The sequence below is a fragment of the Chitinophagales bacterium genome, from assembly GCA_016787225.1.
GTDB lineage: Bacteria > Bacteroidota > Bacteroidia > Chitinophagales > JADJOU01 > CHPMRC01.
In genome coordinates, this window is record JAEUUY010000018.1 from 24,974 (window position 1) to 42,751 (window position 17,778).

Genomic DNA, 17,778 nt, shown 5'->3' on the forward strand with positions numbered 1-17,778 from the left:
TTTAAAAAGGGAATACAGTAGTTGAATCTTCATTTGATTTATAATTCTATGCCCAATCAATTTTGCTTTTACGAACAAAGAAGTGGCTTTTGCAACCTGAGGTTCGCCAAATGGAAGGAGAAATATTGATTTTCTTTTTTTTCGTGACCTTATATTTCCAACATGGGTCAGTATCTTTCAGTAAGTCTAGTTGAATTATACTATGACAACCGCAAGGACAGTTAAAAGCTAAAAGCCAGGGCTGAATTGATTCTCCAACGATGTAAATAGTTTTTTCATTTACATTTTCAGGAAACTCCACTACATTAACAAACTTATGTTCTGGTTGAGACCACTCTACAAATTTATCAACTATTCTCTGAAGCCACCTCATGACACAAGTTCTGACATTTCTATAAAAGGGTTAATATCTCCTCGTCCTGATCTCTTTTTCAAATAATGATCTGTTTGAAAATCTAATTCATTTGTATTAACAATGTATCCCTCGGTAATATCTATTGTGCTAGCGGCATAATTAGAAGGAGGATCAGTCTTATATAAGTGAATCCGATTAAGAAACTCATTAACAGCATGACTGGCAATCTGCATATTTACACTGATCACAGCAGGATTATCCACGTTGATATTTTTGATATATTTCTCTTTTTTTAGATTCTCAAATTCTTCAGGATTTCTTCTAAACTGACTAGATGCCCTTAAATCTTCTTTTGTATACACCCCACGAGATATGAGCGAGGATTTACAAGGTTGGAGGTAATGGACTGAACCGCAAATTTTATCTATACCTCCAATTCCGTTTGCTTCGAGTTTTACTCCTAAATCAAAATATGGCAACAGATAAAACGAACAGAGTTGATTTAGCAAATGCCGACCATCAACAGTGTCCATACAACCAAAAACGGCATCACACTTTATCAGTGCTTTTATGGCCTCAACATCATCGTATAAATTCACTTGATGAGAATCAACATCGGTACCCAGACCAATTTTTTTAATTACATCAGAGATTACAACAACTTTAGGCTTTAGTGTTTTCACATCTGACATCGTTGTGTTCAATATACGATTAAGGTTTTTCTCTTCAACAATATCAGGATCAATGACCACAAGTTTTCCAATTCCCAATCTTGTCAGTTGTTCTATTACTGGACTTCCTGTACCTGAGCAGCCGACAATACCTACAGTCATTTGACTTAAACGATGGTATGTCTGTTCACCAAAAGCTTGAATTGTTCGTAAAGCAAAATCAGCTATGCTGAACTGCTTGGAGTTTGAATATTGTTGAATGGTATCACCAGCAACCAATATTTTATCAATCGGTTCATGGTGCAAATCATTGAAGAAAAATCTTCCAAAAATTTTTCCTTCGGGCAACATAACTGCACTTGCATGAGGTTTGTCATTTATCGCCCAACCAAATGCAGAATTGAAAAACTCAATGTCAGAAAAATCATCTGTGCTTGAAAATTTATCGTAACCATTAGGGTGACTATGAATTTTCAAAAGTGCCAAATCAGATTTTCCAATTCGTTCAAAGTAGTGTTGAATTCTTTGTGTTGACCAATGTAAAATATCACTTTCACGAGAGAAACATTCATTGTAAGGAATGAGAGTTAAGTCATGCACTAATAGATACTCTGATTCAGAGTCACTGAATCTTCCACACAAAGCAACCGCAACTGCTTCCCTTCCATCTGCGGGGAGTAGGTGTTGTTTCAACGTTTCGTTGTGAAGTCCTGATATTCTAAGCTGCAATTCCATTTGCTTGTTTTATAAACTCCTGTTCAAACCAAAAACTAACTAGTGTCAAATGAGTAGTAAGGTCGTCAATTCCTTCTCTCCAAGGATTTTCTCCAGTTCTATGTCGCGACCAACGCTGATATTGTTTCCCATCAATTTGCTGGTCGCATATTGCATTGATAGCTTTACCATCAAGTCGTTGTAGCATTGGGAAAAAATATGCCATGTCTAAAGGAGTTCTTGGATAACCTGTTTCAATTTTTAATGCCACAGATACTTTTTGATGATTATATCCTTGAGCAACTGGGTAATCATGAATGATTACCCATTGCATACCAAGATCATTAACTGTTTCCCAAGACAAACCAAGATTATCGAGGAAGATTTTATCTTCCTCTGGTAGTATAAAGTCCCTTTTCATTATCCTTCAGTTTGATCTAATGGAATAGTCATGAATTTTTCAATCCCCGGTTCGGTAAAACAAACCTTTTGGTCATAACCAACTTTCGCAACTTTGCCGTCTTTGAATCGTTGGTTTAATTGAAACCTATCATGAGGGGTTTTATCTGCAAGAATTAATATTTCTTGACCTGTCATACACTCTTTTTTAACAGTGTATTTCTGTCTATCTACGGTAATTATGTAGTGGCAACCTTTTGGCACCTCTTTACCTTCTTTAGCGTAGAGTTCAATTTCTACAACTTGGGTTTCGTTTGATTGTAAATTTTGGTCATCTGATAACATATGTAATAGATTTAATAAATGAAAAATTGGTTTTAATTGATAGTTGAACAAACTGTTCGTTATTGTGTTTTTATAGAAAATACATTGTATATCATATATCCGACGCCACATATCGCAAGTAAAGAGCAAACGATTGCATACTTACCTTTGAACGAGACAAAGAATCCTTTATATCCAAATGTCAATTGGTTTGATGTAAAATTTTTAATCATATTGATATAATTTAATGGTTAGTAATAATTTTCTTTCTCTTCTCGACCGAACGAATTAGACGAATATCTATACCTAGATATCTTACTTTTCTTTGGTCACACCTTTGAATGGTTTGTTATCTGATGTTTTTACATCAATAAATCGCCCAGTATCTGAATCCCTTTTGACCCAATGGTCTGTTTTAGGATTCAATACCTGTGAACGATCTTTCACTGCCCCAGTTCTATGGTTATCTCCTGTTGGAGGATTTTTTGCCATGTTTAATGAATTTATAGATTAAATAATCTAGCCCCACTTCTCGACCGGGGTATTTAGACGAATTAAATTTTGAATAATTGTAGTTCATTAATAATATACAGTTTATTATTGTGCAACAAATGTACTGCAATAAATTTAACTTTAGCAATAAATTTTCAACAAATTGCCAACATATTAATTTTTAATTAGAAATATTTATGCGTACCTTTGCGCAAGATAACCCCAATATGTCACAGGAAATATATGTATTAATTGGTGAAAACGTAAGAAAAGAGAGGGAGAAATTAGGAATTAATCAGGTAGAATTAGGAAATCGAGTAAAATTTAATCGCTCTTCAATCTCTAATATAGAAAAAGGAAAGCAAAAAACACCTATACATGTTTTATATAGGATTGCAAAAGAACTTCAGGTAGATGTTAGGGATTTTCTCCCATCTCAAAACGAAATTGAACAAGTTTTGAGCAATGAAGACAAAAGATTAAGAGGGTTATATGAAAAACATGGACAAGGTATGTCTTATGATGAGTTTATCAAATTATTTAATTAGTAGTAATGGCAAGTAAGTACATAGAGCAAAAAACAGAGGATTTGTTGAAAAAATACCAACTATTTAAGGCTCCTATAGATATTGAATCATTGGTTTCAGAGATAGGAATATCCCTATTTGGAAAGAAGTTAGAGGACAATATATCAGGAGTTCTTATTATCCGTGAGGGTAAACCAATGATTTCATTTAATGAAAATGAGAAAAAAGTTGAACGGAGAAGATTTACTATTGCTCATGAGTTGGGGCATTTTATTTTGCATTCAAAAAATCAACCTATGTTTATTGACCGAAAAATGTATAGGGACATTAATTCTACAACTGGTGAAAAACAGTGGGAAGTTGAAGCGAATTCATTTGCTGCTTCTATATTAATGCCTAAAGCCCTTATTGACGAAGAAATTAAAAGTATTCAAGATGGAAGTGATTGTGCACCTGTGCTTGCAAAAAGATTTAGGGTTAGTGATGTTGCAATGAATTACAGACTTTTGAATCTAGGTTATATTACAAATTAGATTAATATTGATTAGAGAACTCACTTAAAAATCGACCACCTAGATAGGTTGCATCGAGGTTTAAAGGATCAAACAATGAAGTTTTATATAAAGATTTAATGTCGGTTAGTAGTATAAAATTTGGCATTCTAATATTTTACAATCTAGTTGAACTCTCACTGAGACAAATTATACGAAATCCCACATCGTAGAATAAATTATAAGATCGATCTACGGCTCTAGCACTGCATGCTGCAACGGAGTGATTATTATACCAACTACTCCCTCTAACAACTCTTTCATCAAGACTATTGCTATTAATTCTCTGTGAATCAAATTCTTTATTATATGAAAAGAAAATACTATCAGTCCACTCCCAAACATTTCCACACATATCGCATGGTCCATTTTTCCATAATTCTTCATATACCCCAACAGGGGATGGTTGCCTCATATTGAGTTGATTAGTTGACACATGTGCCTTTGACTCAATCCATGTATCACCCCAAGGATAAATGCTGTCATTAGCATTTATTCGAATAGTTCTTTCCCATTCAAACTCTGTAGGTATACTAAATTTTTCAGTGCTTAAAATTGTCTTTTCTTTTCTTGCACGTAATGTTAACCACCTACAATATGCCTCAGCTTCCCAGAAATTTATTCCAACAACAGGTTGATTTGACTGATTAAACCTATTATCGTCCCAATAGAAAGGTAATTGCCTTGGAGCTGTTCTGTGAAAAGATTCTTCTACTAATCTCGATTCATTTATTTCGCCATCTCTAATTTCTTTTGCATGATGCAGATGTACCTTCTCCAGCCAATCTAATCTAATTCTTTCAATAACTTCAAGATTACCCTTAATCCAACCCTCAGACATTAATCCATTCCAATACTCAATGTTTGTATAGCCACCATCTTCAATGAAAAGTTTAAAGTCAGAATTTGTTACTAAATACTTGCCAATTTTAAATTTATAGAAATTTATAGTTCTAACTTCTCCAACAAATGCTCCTGAGTTTTTTAAAACCTCTTCATTAAGTCTATCGCTTCCAATGTTACATGTACCTTCTGGAATTTCAATTAGTTTTGGAGTCGTATTTCCAAACCTTGGATCCCCAAGTCCAGAAAGGATATTTGAACATCTTTCAATCTCTGCAAGTCTTAAGGAGGAATTTGCTATGTTGTCTAATATTTTTCCTTTTGTCAATTCCCATAATCCTTCTTTGCTTAAAACAGAAGAAAACTTATGTAAAATTAGTCTACTTTTTCCAATTTCAACTAACATTTCACCAGCAAGCAATATTGATAACAATTGATTTTTTTCCTTCAATAAGCCATTTACTAATTCAAGAACATAATATAAGTTGTTGGCATCATGCCCTGCAAAACTTGACATTAACTTATAAGGTTCAATCCAATTTGGATCATTTCCGTTTAAAATTGCTTCCTCCCTTTTTGCGCCTGTTGCAAAGTATTGACCAGCTAAAAACTCTTGAAAAGAACGATGAGAAAATTTGAATGAATGGTTGTCAATATTGATTATTAGTCCGTGGTTGTTCATAATTCTGTTTATTAAGTCAATCGAGTTAATTTGCGGTTTACTCGATTCTGAACTTTTCAACTCATCGCACATTTGATCTGAAAGTATTTTTATCTCATTATAGTTAATAGAACTATTATTTTCACGAATATGTATGTTATAAGCAATTTCTATTGACAATGAATATACAAGTGGTGAAGCAGTTGTTAATACTCCGGCTTCTCGGGATCTCCATTTTGCATTATCTGCCAACATTAACTTTATAGCTTTTTCACAAAGAACTGACCTAGAATCTGGCAACTTGGCTTCTTCAGAATGTATCAAAGTTAACAATGCTAAAAGCATAGGAGAAGAGGCTATCTCTTTTAAATCATTGCCCTTTACTTCATTAATTAGTGCTTCCATTAATCCCCTAGCTTGAATTGAATTAAATCGACCTATACCTACAGCAGATTTATACCAACCTTCAATATATTTAATTTGCTCTTCTAAATTATAGGGTAATAACTCTAATTCCTGTTGAATAGGAATTTTTCTATTCGGATTTTCTTGTTTGTAGTCAAACTTTCTACATGACACTATTGTTCTTGTTCCATTATTTAGTGCACAAAAATGCGCAATAATTGCTTTAACCGCGCCAATATTATAATCTTGAACTTCATCTAAACCATCTAATAGAATTAAAGCCCTTCCTTCAATTATTGCATTAATCAAGTCATTAGATAGGGTAGACTGTGATTTTTCTGAGTTTGCCTTACCAATTGAGTTTATTTCAGGTATATTTTGTATTAAAGTTTCCGTTGGAGTTGAATTAGTTAAAAATTTAAAGGAGGATAAGTTTATCCAGATTGGCAATATTTTATTTTTTGACTTCGAATAATTTTTAGCGAAATTTAGCGAAATTGATGCCAGTGAAGTAGATTTACCACTTCCAGGATCACCTAATATAATTATTGAGTTATTTGACTTGTTTAGAACATCCATAAGGTCCTCACCATTATCTTGTTCTGCCATATTATCATGTGAAGATTGCTTTCTATTTCTTACTTGATTATTCGCAACTCTCAATGGTGTCCATACCTGATCAAGAGTGACCATACCATCCAGTAAATTTGAATTTTTCGTATGAACGTTTGAGGGATCTCCAAAACTAAGCAGAGAACACCTTGTAATCAGATAAGTTAAATATAAATTAATTGATGACTTATCAGGGTGATCTTGTATTTTGTTCTCTCTTTTTTCTTTACGACTTTTAATCTTATAAATTATTATACCAAATATAGTACCACCAATTCCAAGTAAAACTGTACCAATTATTTCGCCAGATTTATCTATAAAATATTTCGTTAATTTATCTATTATTTCCATTGTCATATTAAAATTTTAGAATAACAATCTTTCACCATGAAGTCTGCAAACATTTCCATTGAGCTAACTCCAATTTTCAAATTAAAATCTGTACATGCTTCAACTAGAACCAAGTTCTGAAAAGACGGCTCATATTTTTTAATTAATTTTTCTTTTATCTCAAATATTAGTGAGTCTATACTCTGATTAAAACTTATTGAGTTAATAATCCATTTTTCAATGTTCGTATAGTCTTCATTATCTAAATAAATTATATTAAATTTACTCAAATATTTATTATTATTAAGTGTATGATAGATGTTGTTTGTTTCTTTCGTTCCCATTATAAGTAAATTGTTATAGGAACGATTTTCGCAAGAATCTAATACCCCCTCCGGTACGGTGCATGCTCTTATTTCCGTTGAAAGTATTTTTTCTATTGGATGCAAACTCAATCCGTTTCTATTAAAATACAAAGTTATAAGCTCATTTGAATTAAATATTTCAGCCATTCTTAAAATTGTATCAGAAAGACTATTGCAAATTATAGCAATCCTTATTTTTTTATATCCAAAATTTATTGCGGCATTAATTGATGGGACTATCCTTAAAAATAATTTGTTTTGAAACAAATCCGAAATGCCCGTGTCTCCAAGAGCAATAAGTATCTCGCTATTTATACAGCCAAATTTTAAATTTAATTCATCAATATGCTCACGCTTTAGAAAATTAACATCCCCAATTAGTTCAAACATAATGCGCCTATATTCATCAAAAAAAATCATATCATTTTCTTTGATTAGCTCAGTAATATATTCTCTTTCTATGCATTCCAGTAACCTTAAAAAGTCAATAGATGCCTTCCTACCAAAGTCAGATATGACTATGTCAAAAACCATATCTGAGTCAAGAATCTTTTTTGCAATCATTTATTGAACTTCAAAAATTGCTTCAATTTCAACCGCCCAATTCGATGGAATGACTGCACCAATAGCAGTTCTTGCATGAAGCCCAGTGTTTTCAAATACATAGTTGAAAAATTTACTGCCTCCATTAATCACTGATGAAGTATCGTTAAAGTCTGCTGCGCAGTTTACTAGCCCCAATATTTTTACAACTCTAACAATAGAATTTACATGGACAATAGACCCTGCGGCTCTTACACAGTTAAATGCACAAATTTCAGCTGCTTTAATTGCTTGTTCTAGGGTAACATCATTTCCAACTTTACCTTTAATAATAGTTGTGTTATAAATTGGAATTTGACCAGAGGTAAAAACCAAATTTCCAACTCTTGTCGCAGATCCAAATGGTAAATCGCCAACTTGAATACTTGAAGGAGAGTAACTATAACCCAATTCTTCCATTTTTTTAATAATCATAATTATATTTTTAGTTAATTAAATCTATCTAATAAAAAGCAGTTCTTATCATATGGATAATGATTAGTATTATTGATCCAGTCTGATAAAATTGCACCTCCTGCTGGGGAATGCATTATTCCTTCGCCACCCCAACCACAATTGTTAAAATATCCTTCAATACCATTAGTTGGTCCTAATATTGGAAGATTGTCATCGGTTATTGGTCGAATTCCGCTTATCCCGCCTAAAAGTTCAAAAGGGTACAATTCTGGAGCTCGATAACGTGTAAATTCAATAACATTTGGTAGAAAATCTAAATTGGCATTATCCGTTGGTATTGCATCAGTTTCAAGTCCCATTCCTATCATTACCTTGTTATTCCCCATCGGTTTATAATACCATTCTTTCTCTGAATCTTCAACCATTGGACCAAGATTATATTTAGAGGAATTTGTCATAACATAGTAGAGCGATCTTCTTTTATTAGTAATTGGCAATTTAATATCTACCCAAGTAGCCACCTCTTTAGCATCGGCTCCAGCAGCATTAACTACGATATTACAATCGATTGTTCTCAAAGATGTTTTTACACCACATATCTTGCCATTTTTAAGTATGATATCCAATGCCTTTTCTCCGGTAAAAATTTTTACATTCAATTTTTTCGAATAACTCAGAAAAGTAGAAATTATTTGGCTAGGATTTATCTCACAATCATCTTTTCCTAGAACACCAAATTTAACATCACAAAAATTAAGTCCTGAAAGTCTTTTTTTCATTTCACTTACTGTAAGGATTTCAGAAGGCACTCCCATTTTAAGCCTAATTTCATGCTCCTCGTTATATCTAGCCTCAGTTTTATCTGTTACTAAACTTAGAAATCCTAGTTTGTTTACTATTAAATCATCTTTAAACTCATTTAAGAAATCAAAATATCTATTATATGAATAAATTGATAATTGAATTTTAGCTATGTTCTCTCTCGATTTCATAAGCATTGATCCAGACCTACTGGAAGATCCGTTCCCAACTTCATTTTTAGATTCAACTACATAAATCTCAACTTTTGGGTTGTATTTTGCTATATTGTATGCTGAACTCAATCCTTGTATACCTGCACCAATAATTACTATCTTATCCATAATTAATTTGTAATTTTTAATGAGTTTAATCTAATAACCAATTCATCAATCTCTTTATAGTTCAAAGTAGAGTAGCTAATTCTTATGAATCTATTTTTATTTGGAACAAACAGATTGCCGGGCAAAACTAATACTCCCATCGAAAGTATTAACTGACTTACTACTTTTTCGGTAGGGGTATTAAAATTATGTTTAACCCAACCAAAGAAAACCCCATGACTGACGAGTTGAAAATTCTCATTTAAATTTCTCATAGCTGCTTTAAAGTAATTTCCTTTGTTTGTAATGTATTTTATATTCTTACATTTTTCTTTTTCGCCTAATTTAAGGCTAATTATTGCCACTTTTTGACCTATAGTAGACGGTGACACAGAAATGCACTCAGACACTTTTAACATTTCTTGTAGAACTTGATTTTTTGAAATTATAGCACCAATTCTATATCCACAAAGTGCGTAGTCTTTAGATAAGCTTTGTAAACTAATAAAATTGTTCGCCCACGATTTAATTTTGAATAAATCGTGAGGCGTACTTTGGTTGAAAATAAAACTCTTATAAGTTTCATCAATTACTAGAAAGATATTATTCTCAGCGCAGAAATAATATAAATCTAAGAGCACTTTATTTGGAATAATATAGCCTGTTGGGTTAACTGGATTTGTTAGAATAATGGCACGTGTCTTTTTTGTGATTAATTTATGAACAACTGAAACATCAACCATATTATTTTTCGTAGTATCAATATACTTTATCATTATACCCTCCATTTCTAGAAACATACGATGATTAAAATAATACGGACTAAGAAGTAAGACTTCATCTCCTTCTTTGAATAGTGTTAATACTAGTATTGCGAATGCATTATTACAACCAGAGGTAATTAAAATATTTTCTTTGTTTATTCTTGCTTGGTAACACTTAGAATAATTAAATGCTAATAAAGTCTTTAATTCTTTAAAGCCTCCTCTTTCAGAATAGAGAGCCGTTTCTTTTTGTTCAATTTCATTTACAAAATACTTTATCAAGGTTTTATCAGGAAAGTAATTGGGCATACCTTCAGTTAAGTCCATTATTGGCTCACTTCCATGGTATTTGGTTTTTAACTTTTTTAATTCCTCAATTGGGGATTTTTTCTGAAGTAAAGTTTTAGGTAATAAATTAATCATTAATTTATACTTTTTTAGTCAAAAGGAATCCAATCTTTAATTCCAACGAATCATAATTACTAGATGGATAAACATAATGATTAACTACTAGTCCAGATTTTTCAAATAACTTAACCCAAAAACTTTTCTCAACTAATCTTTGTTTTGTTAAAGTGTGCAAAAGAAAATATGGGTTATAATAAGATAATGCTAAGTCATTCTTGAATATCTCTCTGTCATTAAACTTATTATCAACTTCAATTATAACAAAAGCTGCATTAGGGTATATAGTGAACAATTTGGTTAAAAATTCAATGATCGACTCTTCTCCTGTTTGTTCCAATACTTCTTGCAGAACAAAAGCTGCAATGAAACATACATTTTTTAATTCTGAATCAGTATTGCCTAATTTTGAGATTTCATTTATAGTTCCTTTAATAAAACTTACCCTTTCTTTAAGGCCCGATTCTAATAAATAAAAGTTTCCTTTATCGATTGATTTTTGTTCTGGGTCTAGTCCAATACCATTAACATTTTTCATGCTACTGCACAATTCAATTAAAAAACTTCCGTCTCCACAACCAAAATCAATCAAAAAATCTATACTATGATCAACTCTTGAAATTAACTCGAGCGTCATTGGAATAGCATCAAATTTGCTAATTCCGCAACTTCCAATACCAACAAGCTCATCATTTCTTGTTGCATATTTAATTTTTGAATCTAGCAAATCTGATATTTGATAAAAAGTATTCGAGTAGCCACCAATTAATAAATCATACCAAGGTTTGTATAAATCTAACCCTTCGCATTTCTTGGTTAATTGAAATTCTTTAAGTTTGTTAACCTTTATGTATTTTTCATTTTTTAGATAAGTGAGTATTCCATTTAATATCTTCTCATTAATAAACAATTTTTTAGTCAGGTATTCAACGGTACATTTACCATTTAACTTAATTTCATTATGAATTCCTTTATGTAAAAAATGAAACAGTACGCTCGCAAGTACATGGTATCTAATTGGTTTTAAGTTTTTTGCTAAATCAAATTCTTTCATATAGGTTTATAATGTCCTTAATACAAAGATAAATATTTTAATACAACTAGAATGAGATTAATACCAAATTAATTGAACTAACTAATATCCTACTTTTTAAATTATTGATATAAGAATTAACTATTGTATGTAAATTCAATTAAAAAGGGAACCTAACAAGCCCTATTCGCCTAAATTTTCATATGTAATTATAAATATAAACACACTAAATATGCTGATATGTTAATTTATTTATAAAGTACCCCTTATAGCTTCGAATTCTGAATACCACTTAATCAACTATATAGGGATATCAAACTTGGTTTTAACGCTAAAGAACTCAAAAGTATTCTTGATTTGTCAGCGAGATTACTTGAGTACTTCTAAACCCCTTGCTCTAGCGAGGACTTCTATTTCCAAAATTGAGCTTTTTACTCTCTCTGAGACTGAGGACAGGTCGAAATCAAGGAGGACAATTACTGTAGAATTTGCTCAGTAAGTTTTTTTGTATAACATAAAACAGCGACTAGTCGCTGTTTTAAATTTTATTCTGATTAATAACAATGTGTATGAGTATCGAATAACTTCATTTAATAATGTTTAGAGTAATAGAGTTTTTGTTTATTAGATTTCTTGGGTTCTAATTCTTCATATTACTTAATGATATTAAAAGAAATATCTAAATTGGTTGCGGCATTGAAGTCAGAAAAGTTTGAGATTGCAAAATAACTTACACCTTCAAATACCAATGCGTTGTTAAAAGCGCAAAGGCATCAAATACTCCCATCTGATAATGTTCAGGTTTCCACGGTCGCCGTTTTGGAGGGATAATAGATTCTAGTTCAGGATACCATTTCATGATCTGAACTGAAATCTCAAATTTGGTATTCGATCCCAGCACAGAAAAGGTATCTCGAATTTGCCTTTTCGAGTATTTCTTAATGTCTAAATTCTTTGCTCGAGCAAGAGATTCAATTTCCTTTATCGTGCCCGTGACCCTATGTGACACATTTGATTTATCATAATCAAGGAGAATAACCACTTGAGGTTTGCCATAATCTAAAAACCATTTCACTTTTTTGATAAATTTGTGTTTTGAAAATGGTCTAAATTTTCTCACGCCGTAGTCATATATTTCCTTTGGATGACTCGCTATAACGTATCCAAGTCCTGTAACATTTGGAAACAGAACGAGTACAACTCTATTCTTCATCAAATTCTTCTCCATCATAGGTATCAGGGGTATTAAGTGCTTTTAAACAACCGATACTTCGGAGAATGTCTTCAAGGGCTTCGACCCTCATTTGAACTTTTTTGGTTTGGATTTCATCTTCTAGTTGACCCATTAATTGCACTACTTTTCGAGAAATCCTATCTGCTAATGAGAAAATATCAGTTTGAAAATATTTAAAAAGTGGTTCATTTGAAATAATATGATAACCAAGACTGATGTGTAGAGGAACACTTTTAACAGCTCGTTCATATTTGGAAAGATTGGAAACATCATAATCAAGAAGAAATGCTATATCTTGAATCGTAAGTTTTGATTTTTTACGACTACGCTTAAGGTGGTTATGTAATAACATAGAAAGAACAAACTATAGGGATTATTCTGTGTCCTATAGTACCCTCATCGTATGTGATTACAAGATTTAGTATAGGAGTCCTATTTGGTACGATATACCAAAAAATTTCGCTCTCTCCTAACAGATTTTAGAAACAGCTGCGTAGTCTATTGATATATTAAGTATTGAGATTAGTAGGGTATATCTCACAATGGATAGTGATTGTTTCCTTTTCTTTTTTGATAAAAAAGAAAAGGAAAAACACCCTCCTTGTGGATATTACCAAAAAGGACTACTTCCCATAGTTTTCAATATGATTATGATGTTGGGGTATGTTTGAAATTAGACCCTCAGAGGAACAAGTAAATAGAGAAGAGTATCTCAAGGGTTATATCCTCATGATTCAAAGAATCTATAGACGCATTCAAGCTGAAAAGGATATAACACTTGACGAAAAGAGTAATTTGATGATAGAAAGTAATCATAAAGGACATTACCAGCCTAATCCACCTTAATGCTATGAAAAATATCTATGCGTATATTCGAGTTTCTACTGTTAAACAAGGCGACGGAGTATCTCTTGAAGTTCAAAAAAGAGATATTGAACGTTTCGCCCAGCAAAAAAACCTCAACATAGTTGAGTGGTTTGAGGAGCAAAAATCTGCCTCAAAAGGATTTCGTCCAAAGTTTAATCAGATGATTGAACAACTTTATAGTAAAAAAGCCGATGGATTTGTGGCGCACAAAATTGACCGTATGATGCGTAATCGTCATGACTGGGCAATTATTAATGAATTAATAGACGAAGGATGCGAAGTACTTTCTGCTGATGGAACAACCCTTGATGACGTTAACGGGCGCTTTATGGGCGATATTCAAGCTGCGGTTGCAACTAGGTATTCTCACAATCTTTCACAAGAAGCTAAAAAAGGACTATATGGACGACTCGCACAAGGAATTATGCCCTTTAAAGCTCCTGTGGGATATTTGAATAATGGTCAGGGAAAATTAAAAACGATTGATCCATTGAAAGTTCATTTAATACAAGAGCTCTTTAGTCTTTATATAAAAGGGGATTCAGTACTTATCCTAGTCGATAAAATATATCAATTAGGACTGCGAAATAACAGAGAAAAGAGATTGGATAAAAATGGTATTATCTCAATTCTTCGCAACCCATTCTATACTGGAATAATAAAAATAAAAGGGCAACTATTTAAGGGAAATCATGAGCCTATCATTTCAATGACTACCTATAAAAAAGCGCAAGAAGTCCTTGATGGTAAAGTAAATGCAAGACTTATCAAGAACGATTTTCTGTTTAGAAGAATGATATCATGTGCTAATTGTGGCTATAAGCTGATTGGTGAGCGACAAAAAGGAAATATATATTACCGATGTCATACTAAGACTTGTCCAACCGCCACTATTCGTGAATCAGTAATTCAGCTTTGTATTCGATTTCTGTTCGATACTGTTTCCATAAACGACACTGAAATGTCGTTTATGGAAACCATTCTCAATGAAACAACTATTGACTTGAAAACAAAACAAAAGGAAGCTTTACAAGCTCTTAGTCTCAAAAGGTTTGCATTAAAGGCTAAACAAGATCGAATCACTACTCTCGTTATTGATGGTACGATTGACCAAGAAACATATCAAAAAGAAAGGAATAATATCCTAACAGAAATACAATTACTCGATGAGCAAGAAGTCAATATTTCTGCTCAAAGTGGGACTTATCATGAAGAAGTCCTCAAAATCCTCGAACAGGCAAAAACCCCATATTATATATATGAAAATGCAATTATTGAGGATAAAAGAGAAATGTTAAAATATATAACCTCGAACCTTGTTTTAGAAGGAAAAAAGCTAGTATTTACAATGGTTTCTCCGTTTCTTGAGCTATCAAATCGCAGTATTTTCTCGTTATGTGGGCATACTCAGGACACACCTCTACAAATGGAGTCCAATTTGGTACGCATAGACCCAAGTGAACCTCCAATACCTCAGGAACCGCTCTCGGAAGAAGGATGTCAAAATTTGATTCACTATCTTATTGAGCAACACTTTAACATAAATAATAAACCATAACCTATGAATCATAACTACACCCCAATATCAAATATCCTCTTCGACAACTTCATACCAACCTTAACTGGTGCAGAGCTTAAAACTCTCCTCATTATTCTCCGTCAAACAGATGGATGGCAAAAGGAAAGAGATAAAATGACCCATGCCAAACTCATGGAGAAAACAGGACTCTCTCGCAGAGTCATAGCAGACACAATTCAATCACTCATCAATAAAAAGTTAATAGTGGTAACAGACTACCAAAAAAACGTTCTGGAAAATACCGTGGATAGAAAGGGGAAAATACTAATTTTCTACTCCTCACCACTGGGAAGATGTGCAGAAAATAGCACCAACCTATGCAAAAAAGCACCAAATCCTGTGCAGAAAAGTGCATATAACAAAAGAAACTATACAAAAAAAACTGCACAAAAGGATTTTCAAAATTTAGGAATGCAAAAAGCAGCTAATTTTTGCAAGGTGAGAACTTATTACACCACTTCTAAAAATTCAAGTTAAAATTAAAAAATGCTTAATAAAGATAGATTGTTAGTATTTGAGGGTGCTCAAATACTATTGAATTTTGTGAAGTTTATTTCAATTTGTATTGTTCTTTTAATATCTCCCATTGTTCAGATAGATAAGGATTTAATTTCGAGTATAATGATTCACTTATTAATAAGTTAAATGTTGACAAGGTAGTTTCATAGTTTAGCATGGTTAGAATGATTTCAGGCTCTTTTTTAGAAGTAAATTCTTCTTCTCTTAAATCATTATAAAGTCGACAAAAACTGTCAAGAATATATTTCACTCTTAAGCAAAAAATGGAATGATTTACTGCATCTGAAATTAAATAAATAGGTAAGGTCAGTTGTAATATCATTGTAAGTGCAGTATTGTAACCCTGAACTGCAAGAGAAAGAATTATTACAGTAACAATAAAGTTCGTTATCCATTTTGTTTTTAGTCCTTTAATAGCCAAATGGTAAGTAAAAAAACAACTTTCAAAACTGTTGACACCCATTCTTAAGATGCCATTTTCAATTGTATCGTTGTTATAATACTTATTTGATTTATTTGAAGAATAATTTGTGCCAAATGAATTGTCTATAAAGTCTGAACGTTTGTCAAATGAAGTATGAAAAATTAAATAATTAACTGCAAACTTGAGAAGAGTATATAGAATTATCACAACTGTGTTTGCATTACTTAAAATTTCTGCCCATTCTTTAAGGTTGGTAGCATATTTATTAAATACAAAATTTAGTAAAGTTAAAACTGCTGATAAAATCAGAATTTTAAAAGCTATCGAATCAATTTTCTTTGCTAGTTTAAATGATTCTCGTAATGGGTTATAATATTCATTCATATGAAGGGAATTTATCTCCAAAAATAATTTTCCAATTTTCAATTGCCTTTTCTTGATTCTTTTTTTCAATTTCAAAGTCAAGAGCAATTAAGGCAGTATCATAGCAGGATTTAGCTTTATTTGAGACCTTTTCTCTTTGTTCACTTGCAAGATTGTTTATGTTACCCTGAATGTCTTTTGGATCTTGAACATCATAAGGAATGTTAGAGTATAAATAGTAAAAAAAGTCTTTTATATTAATATCATTGAAATCGTTCTGCTCTACCTTTGATTTTACAAAGTTCAATACAAGAACTTCAAATAGATATGAACCAATTTTAGGGCTTACGAAATTTGCATTCCAATACTTTAAGGTTCTAACTAGTTGGTATACCTTTCCACCGTAATTGAGATTTGTCTCCTTTATGTTGTCGTGGTCTTTGATTGGATTTGAAGCTTTCCAATTCCCATTTCCATCAGGAATCAGATAAAAGTTATCAACTGTGTAAAAACAGGGTACAATATCATAACTCCAAGAATATGAAATTAAGTTAAGTACGGCTGCTTCCTGATTTCTTTTTATATCCGCGTTTGAGTATTGTGGTATTGTCTCTAATGATTTTACAAGTTTGTTAACTACTTTTATTGAATTTAGAGTAAAGTCATCATTTGAAAGTTTCTTTAACTTATCATTCGCATTCTCTGTATGAATATGATATTTTTTATTGTCATTAAAATCTATTTTGTAATATGCGTCGCCTGCCCCTAAACAATACATAAGATCTATGTCGTCGAGCGGTCTTATTTTGGTCTTTCTTTCAAAGGAGCCAAATTTTATATGTCTTTCGGGGTAATCATTTGGAAAGGCTTCAACGCTTTCGGGAAAAGCCAATAGCTGGCTAATTAGCCAATCTCTACTACTTCTTGCATTATCGGTATTTTCTTTGATAAGGTTTACTATATCTTTATTAAATTCTTCAAATGCTTGATTTACGCTTTTTGCCATATTGTTTTTGTGTATTTTAGGTATTTATAATCAAAGTAATCACTTGTTCGTCTAACAGACTTATTTTAAATCAAAAATAAACAATTGTAAATAAAATGACTTGGATATCTGAGACTTAAATGTAAAGATATAAAATGATGTATACCAAAGGAATAAAAAATATCAATATATCTCTTTAACTCAAAACGACAAGTATCCTAAAATACCTTTCAGCA

General features: G+C 32.0%; 20 protein-coding genes. 5 read left to right on the forward strand and 15 right to left on the reverse strand.

What is annotated here, in order from left to right; translation table 11 throughout:
• Positions 1-46 precede the first annotated feature (46 nt).
• The 5 genes from JNL75_05910 to JNL75_05930 all read right to left on the reverse strand — a co-directional run bounded on the left by JNL75_05910 (position 47) and on the right by JNL75_05930 (position 2,955).
• The gene (locus JNL75_05910) at positions 47-373 is read right to left on the reverse strand and encodes a hypothetical protein (GenBank protein ID MBL7789353.1); all 327 of its coding nucleotides are present in this window, start codon (positions 371-373) and stop codon (positions 47-49) included.
• Positions 370-1,761, reverse strand: coding sequence for a ThiF family adenylyltransferase (locus tag JNL75_05915; protein MBL7789354.1), 1,392 nt, complete (start codon positions 1,759-1,761; stop codon positions 370-372). Before JNL75_05915 ends, JNL75_05910 begins: the two co-directional genes overlap by 4 nt.
• Positions 1,745-2,161, reverse strand: a complete 417-nt coding sequence (locus tag JNL75_05920) for a hypothetical protein (protein MBL7789355.1) — start codon at positions 2,159-2,161, stop codon at positions 1,745-1,747. The genes JNL75_05915 and JNL75_05920 overlap by 17 nt, the downstream gene beginning before the upstream one ends.
• On the reverse strand, positions 2,161-2,484 hold the full coding sequence (locus JNL75_05925; GenBank protein MBL7789356.1) for a multiubiquitin domain-containing protein: 324 nt from the start codon (positions 2,482-2,484) through the stop codon (positions 2,161-2,163). Before JNL75_05925 ends, JNL75_05920 begins: the two co-directional genes overlap by 1 nt.
• Positions 2,485-2,778: 294 nt before the next feature.
• Positions 2,779-2,955 carry a hypothetical protein gene (locus JNL75_05930; protein ID MBL7789357.1) on the reverse strand — a complete coding sequence of 59 codons (177 nt, stop codon included), beginning with the start codon at positions 2,953-2,955 and terminating at the stop codon, positions 2,779-2,781.
• 197 nt (positions 2,956-3,152) lie between these two features.
• Here JNL75_05930 and JNL75_05935 point away from each other — a divergent pair, with 197 nt between their 5' ends.
• Together JNL75_05935 and JNL75_05940 are read left to right on the forward strand one after the other, a co-directional pair.
• Positions 3,153-3,503, forward strand: coding sequence for a helix-turn-helix transcriptional regulator (locus JNL75_05935; protein MBL7789358.1), 351 nt, complete (start codon positions 3,153-3,155; stop codon positions 3,501-3,503).
• 5 nt (positions 3,504-3,508) lie between these two features.
• Positions 3,509-4,015: an ImmA/IrrE family metallo-endopeptidase gene (locus tag JNL75_05940; GenBank protein ID MBL7789359.1), complete on the forward strand. Its 507-nt coding sequence runs from the start codon at positions 3,509-3,511 to the stop codon at positions 4,013-4,015.
• Positions 4,016-4,151: 136 nt separating this feature from the next.
• Here the strand turns inward: JNL75_05940 and JNL75_05945 are convergent, their stop codons facing one another.
• From JNL75_05945 to JNL75_05980, 8 genes are all read right to left on the reverse strand, one after another.
• On the reverse strand, positions 4,152-6,905 hold the full coding sequence (locus JNL75_05945; GenBank protein MBL7789360.1) for an SUMF1/EgtB/PvdO family nonheme iron enzyme: 2,754 nt from the start codon (positions 6,903-6,905) through the stop codon (positions 4,152-4,154).
• A gap of 2 nt (positions 6,906-6,907) precedes the next feature.
• Positions 6,908-7,813 carry a hypothetical protein gene (locus tag JNL75_05950; protein MBL7789361.1) on the reverse strand — a complete coding sequence of 302 codons (906 nt, stop codon included), beginning with the start codon at positions 7,811-7,813 and terminating at the stop codon, positions 6,908-6,910.
• Positions 7,814-8,266, reverse strand: a complete 453-nt coding sequence (locus JNL75_05955) for a RidA family protein (GenBank protein ID MBL7789362.1) — start codon at positions 8,264-8,266, stop codon at positions 7,814-7,816.
• Positions 8,267-8,280: 14 nt separating this feature from the next.
• Positions 8,281-9,390, reverse strand: coding sequence for an FAD-binding oxidoreductase (locus tag JNL75_05960; protein MBL7789363.1), 1,110 nt, complete (start codon positions 9,388-9,390; stop codon positions 8,281-8,283).
• Between the two features lie 2 nt (positions 9,391-9,392).
• On the reverse strand, positions 9,393-10,556 hold the full coding sequence (locus JNL75_05965) for an aminotransferase class I/II-fold pyridoxal phosphate-dependent enzyme (protein MBL7789364.1): 1,164 nt from the start codon (positions 10,554-10,556) through the stop codon (positions 9,393-9,395).
• 4 nt (positions 10,557-10,560) lie between these two features.
• Positions 10,561-11,592, reverse strand: a complete 1,032-nt coding sequence (locus JNL75_05970) for a hypothetical protein (GenBank protein ID MBL7789365.1) — start codon at positions 11,590-11,592, stop codon at positions 10,561-10,563.
• Between the two features lie 709 nt (positions 11,593-12,301).
• Complete coding sequence (locus JNL75_05975; GenBank protein ID MBL7789366.1) at positions 12,302-12,784, reverse strand: hypothetical protein; 483 nt, start codon at positions 12,782-12,784, stop codon at positions 12,302-12,304.
• Positions 12,774-13,157 (reverse strand): helix-turn-helix domain-containing protein, encoded by a 384-nt coding sequence (locus JNL75_05980; protein ID MBL7789367.1) that lies wholly within the window; start codon positions 13,155-13,157, stop codon positions 12,774-12,776. The genes JNL75_05975 and JNL75_05980 overlap by 11 nt, the downstream gene beginning before the upstream one ends.
• A gap of 311 nt (positions 13,158-13,468) precedes the next feature.
• On the opposite strand from JNL75_05980, the gene JNL75_05985 reads away from it, so the two are divergent.
• From JNL75_05985 to JNL75_05995, 3 genes are read left to right on the forward strand one after another with little or no spacing between them, the layout of a single operon-like run.
• Positions 13,469-13,651, forward strand: a complete 183-nt coding sequence (locus tag JNL75_05985) for a hypothetical protein (GenBank protein ID MBL7789368.1) — start codon at positions 13,469-13,471, stop codon at positions 13,649-13,651.
• A gap of 4 nt (positions 13,652-13,655) precedes the next feature.
• Complete coding sequence (locus tag JNL75_05990) at positions 13,656-15,230, forward strand: recombinase family protein (GenBank protein ID MBL7789369.1); 1,575 nt, start codon at positions 13,656-13,658, stop codon at positions 15,228-15,230.
• 3 nt (positions 15,231-15,233) lie between these two features.
• Positions 15,234-15,728 carry a replication protein gene (locus JNL75_05995; GenBank protein MBL7789370.1) on the forward strand — a complete coding sequence of 165 codons (495 nt, stop codon included), beginning with the start codon at positions 15,234-15,236 and terminating at the stop codon, positions 15,726-15,728.
• A 73-nt stretch (positions 15,729-15,801) separates the two neighbouring features.
• On the opposite strand, the gene JNL75_06000 is transcribed toward JNL75_05995, so the two are convergent.
• Both JNL75_06000 and JNL75_06005 read right to left on the reverse strand, forming a co-directional pair.
• Positions 15,802-16,578 carry a hypothetical protein gene (locus JNL75_06000; GenBank protein ID MBL7789371.1) on the reverse strand — a complete coding sequence of 259 codons (777 nt, stop codon included), beginning with the start codon at positions 16,576-16,578 and terminating at the stop codon, positions 15,802-15,804.
• Positions 16,571-17,563: a hypothetical protein gene (locus JNL75_06005; protein ID MBL7789372.1), complete on the reverse strand. Its 993-nt coding sequence runs from the start codon at positions 17,561-17,563 to the stop codon at positions 16,571-16,573. Before JNL75_06005 ends, JNL75_06000 begins: the two co-directional genes overlap by 8 nt.
• Positions 17,564-17,778: the final 215 nt, after the last annotated feature.

What these genes read in the sequence shown, in the direction of transcription:
- JNL75_06000 (MBL7789371.1), bottom strand. Translation starts at nt 16,578, where the DNA reads ATGAATGAATATTATAACCCATTACGAGAATCATTTAAACTAGCAAAG.
- JNL75_05940 (MBL7789359.1), top strand. Translation starts at nt 3,509, where the DNA reads ATGGCAAGTAAGTACATAGAGCAAAAAACAGAGGATTTGTTGAAAAAA.
- JNL75_05945 (MBL7789360.1), bottom strand. Translation starts at nt 6,905, where the DNA reads ATGGAAATAATAGATAAATTAACGAAATATTTTATAGATAAATCTGGC.
- JNL75_05990 (MBL7789369.1), top strand. Translation starts at nt 13,656, where the DNA reads ATGAAAAATATCTATGCGTATATTCGAGTTTCTACTGTTAAACAAGGC.
- JNL75_05955 (MBL7789362.1), bottom strand. Translation starts at nt 8,266, where the DNA reads ATGATTATTAAAAAAATGGAAGAATTGGGTTATAGTTACTCTCCTTCA.
- JNL75_06005 (MBL7789372.1), bottom strand. Translation starts at nt 17,563, where the DNA reads ATGGCAAAAAGCGTAAATCAAGCATTTGAAGAATTTAATAAAGATATA.
- JNL75_05950 (MBL7789361.1), bottom strand. Translation starts at nt 7,813, where the DNA reads ATGATTGCAAAAAAGATTCTTGACTCAGATATGGTTTTTGACATAGTC.
- JNL75_05985 (MBL7789368.1), top strand. Translation starts at nt 13,469, where the DNA reads ATGTTTGAAATTAGACCCTCAGAGGAACAAGTAAATAGAGAAGAGTAT.
- JNL75_05975 (MBL7789366.1), bottom strand. Translation starts at nt 12,784, where the DNA reads ATGAAGAATAGAGTTGTACTCGTTCTGTTTCCAAATGTTACAGGACTT.
- JNL75_05970 (MBL7789365.1), bottom strand. Translation starts at nt 11,592, where the DNA reads ATGAAAGAATTTGATTTAGCAAAAAACTTAAAACCAATTAGATACCAT.
- JNL75_05965 (MBL7789364.1), bottom strand. Translation starts at nt 10,556, where the DNA reads ATGATTAATTTATTACCTAAAACTTTACTTCAGAAAAAATCCCCAATT.
- JNL75_05995 (MBL7789370.1), top strand. Translation starts at nt 15,234, where the DNA reads ATGAATCATAACTACACCCCAATATCAAATATCCTCTTCGACAACTTC.
- JNL75_05920 (MBL7789355.1), bottom strand. Translation starts at nt 2,161, where the DNA reads ATGAAAAGGGACTTTATACTACCAGAGGAAGATAAAATCTTCCTCGAT.
- JNL75_05925 (MBL7789356.1), bottom strand. Translation starts at nt 2,484, where the DNA reads ATGTTATCAGATGACCAAAATTTACAATCAAACGAAACCCAAGTTGTA.
- JNL75_05915 (MBL7789354.1), bottom strand. Translation starts at nt 1,761, where the DNA reads ATGGAATTGCAGCTTAGAATATCAGGACTTCACAACGAAACGTTGAAA.
- JNL75_05910 (MBL7789353.1), bottom strand. Translation starts at nt 373, where the DNA reads ATGAGGTGGCTTCAGAGAATAGTTGATAAATTTGTAGAGTGGTCTCAA.
- JNL75_05935 (MBL7789358.1), top strand. Translation starts at nt 3,153, where the DNA reads ATGCGTACCTTTGCGCAAGATAACCCCAATATGTCACAGGAAATATAT.
- JNL75_05980 (MBL7789367.1), bottom strand. Translation starts at nt 13,157, where the DNA reads ATGTTATTACATAACCACCTTAAGCGTAGTCGTAAAAAATCAAAACTT.
- JNL75_05960 (MBL7789363.1), bottom strand. Translation starts at nt 9,390, where the DNA reads ATGGATAAGATAGTAATTATTGGTGCAGGTATACAAGGATTGAGTTCA.
- JNL75_05930 (MBL7789357.1), bottom strand. Translation starts at nt 2,955, where the DNA reads ATGGCAAAAAATCCTCCAACAGGAGATAACCATAGAACTGGGGCAGTG.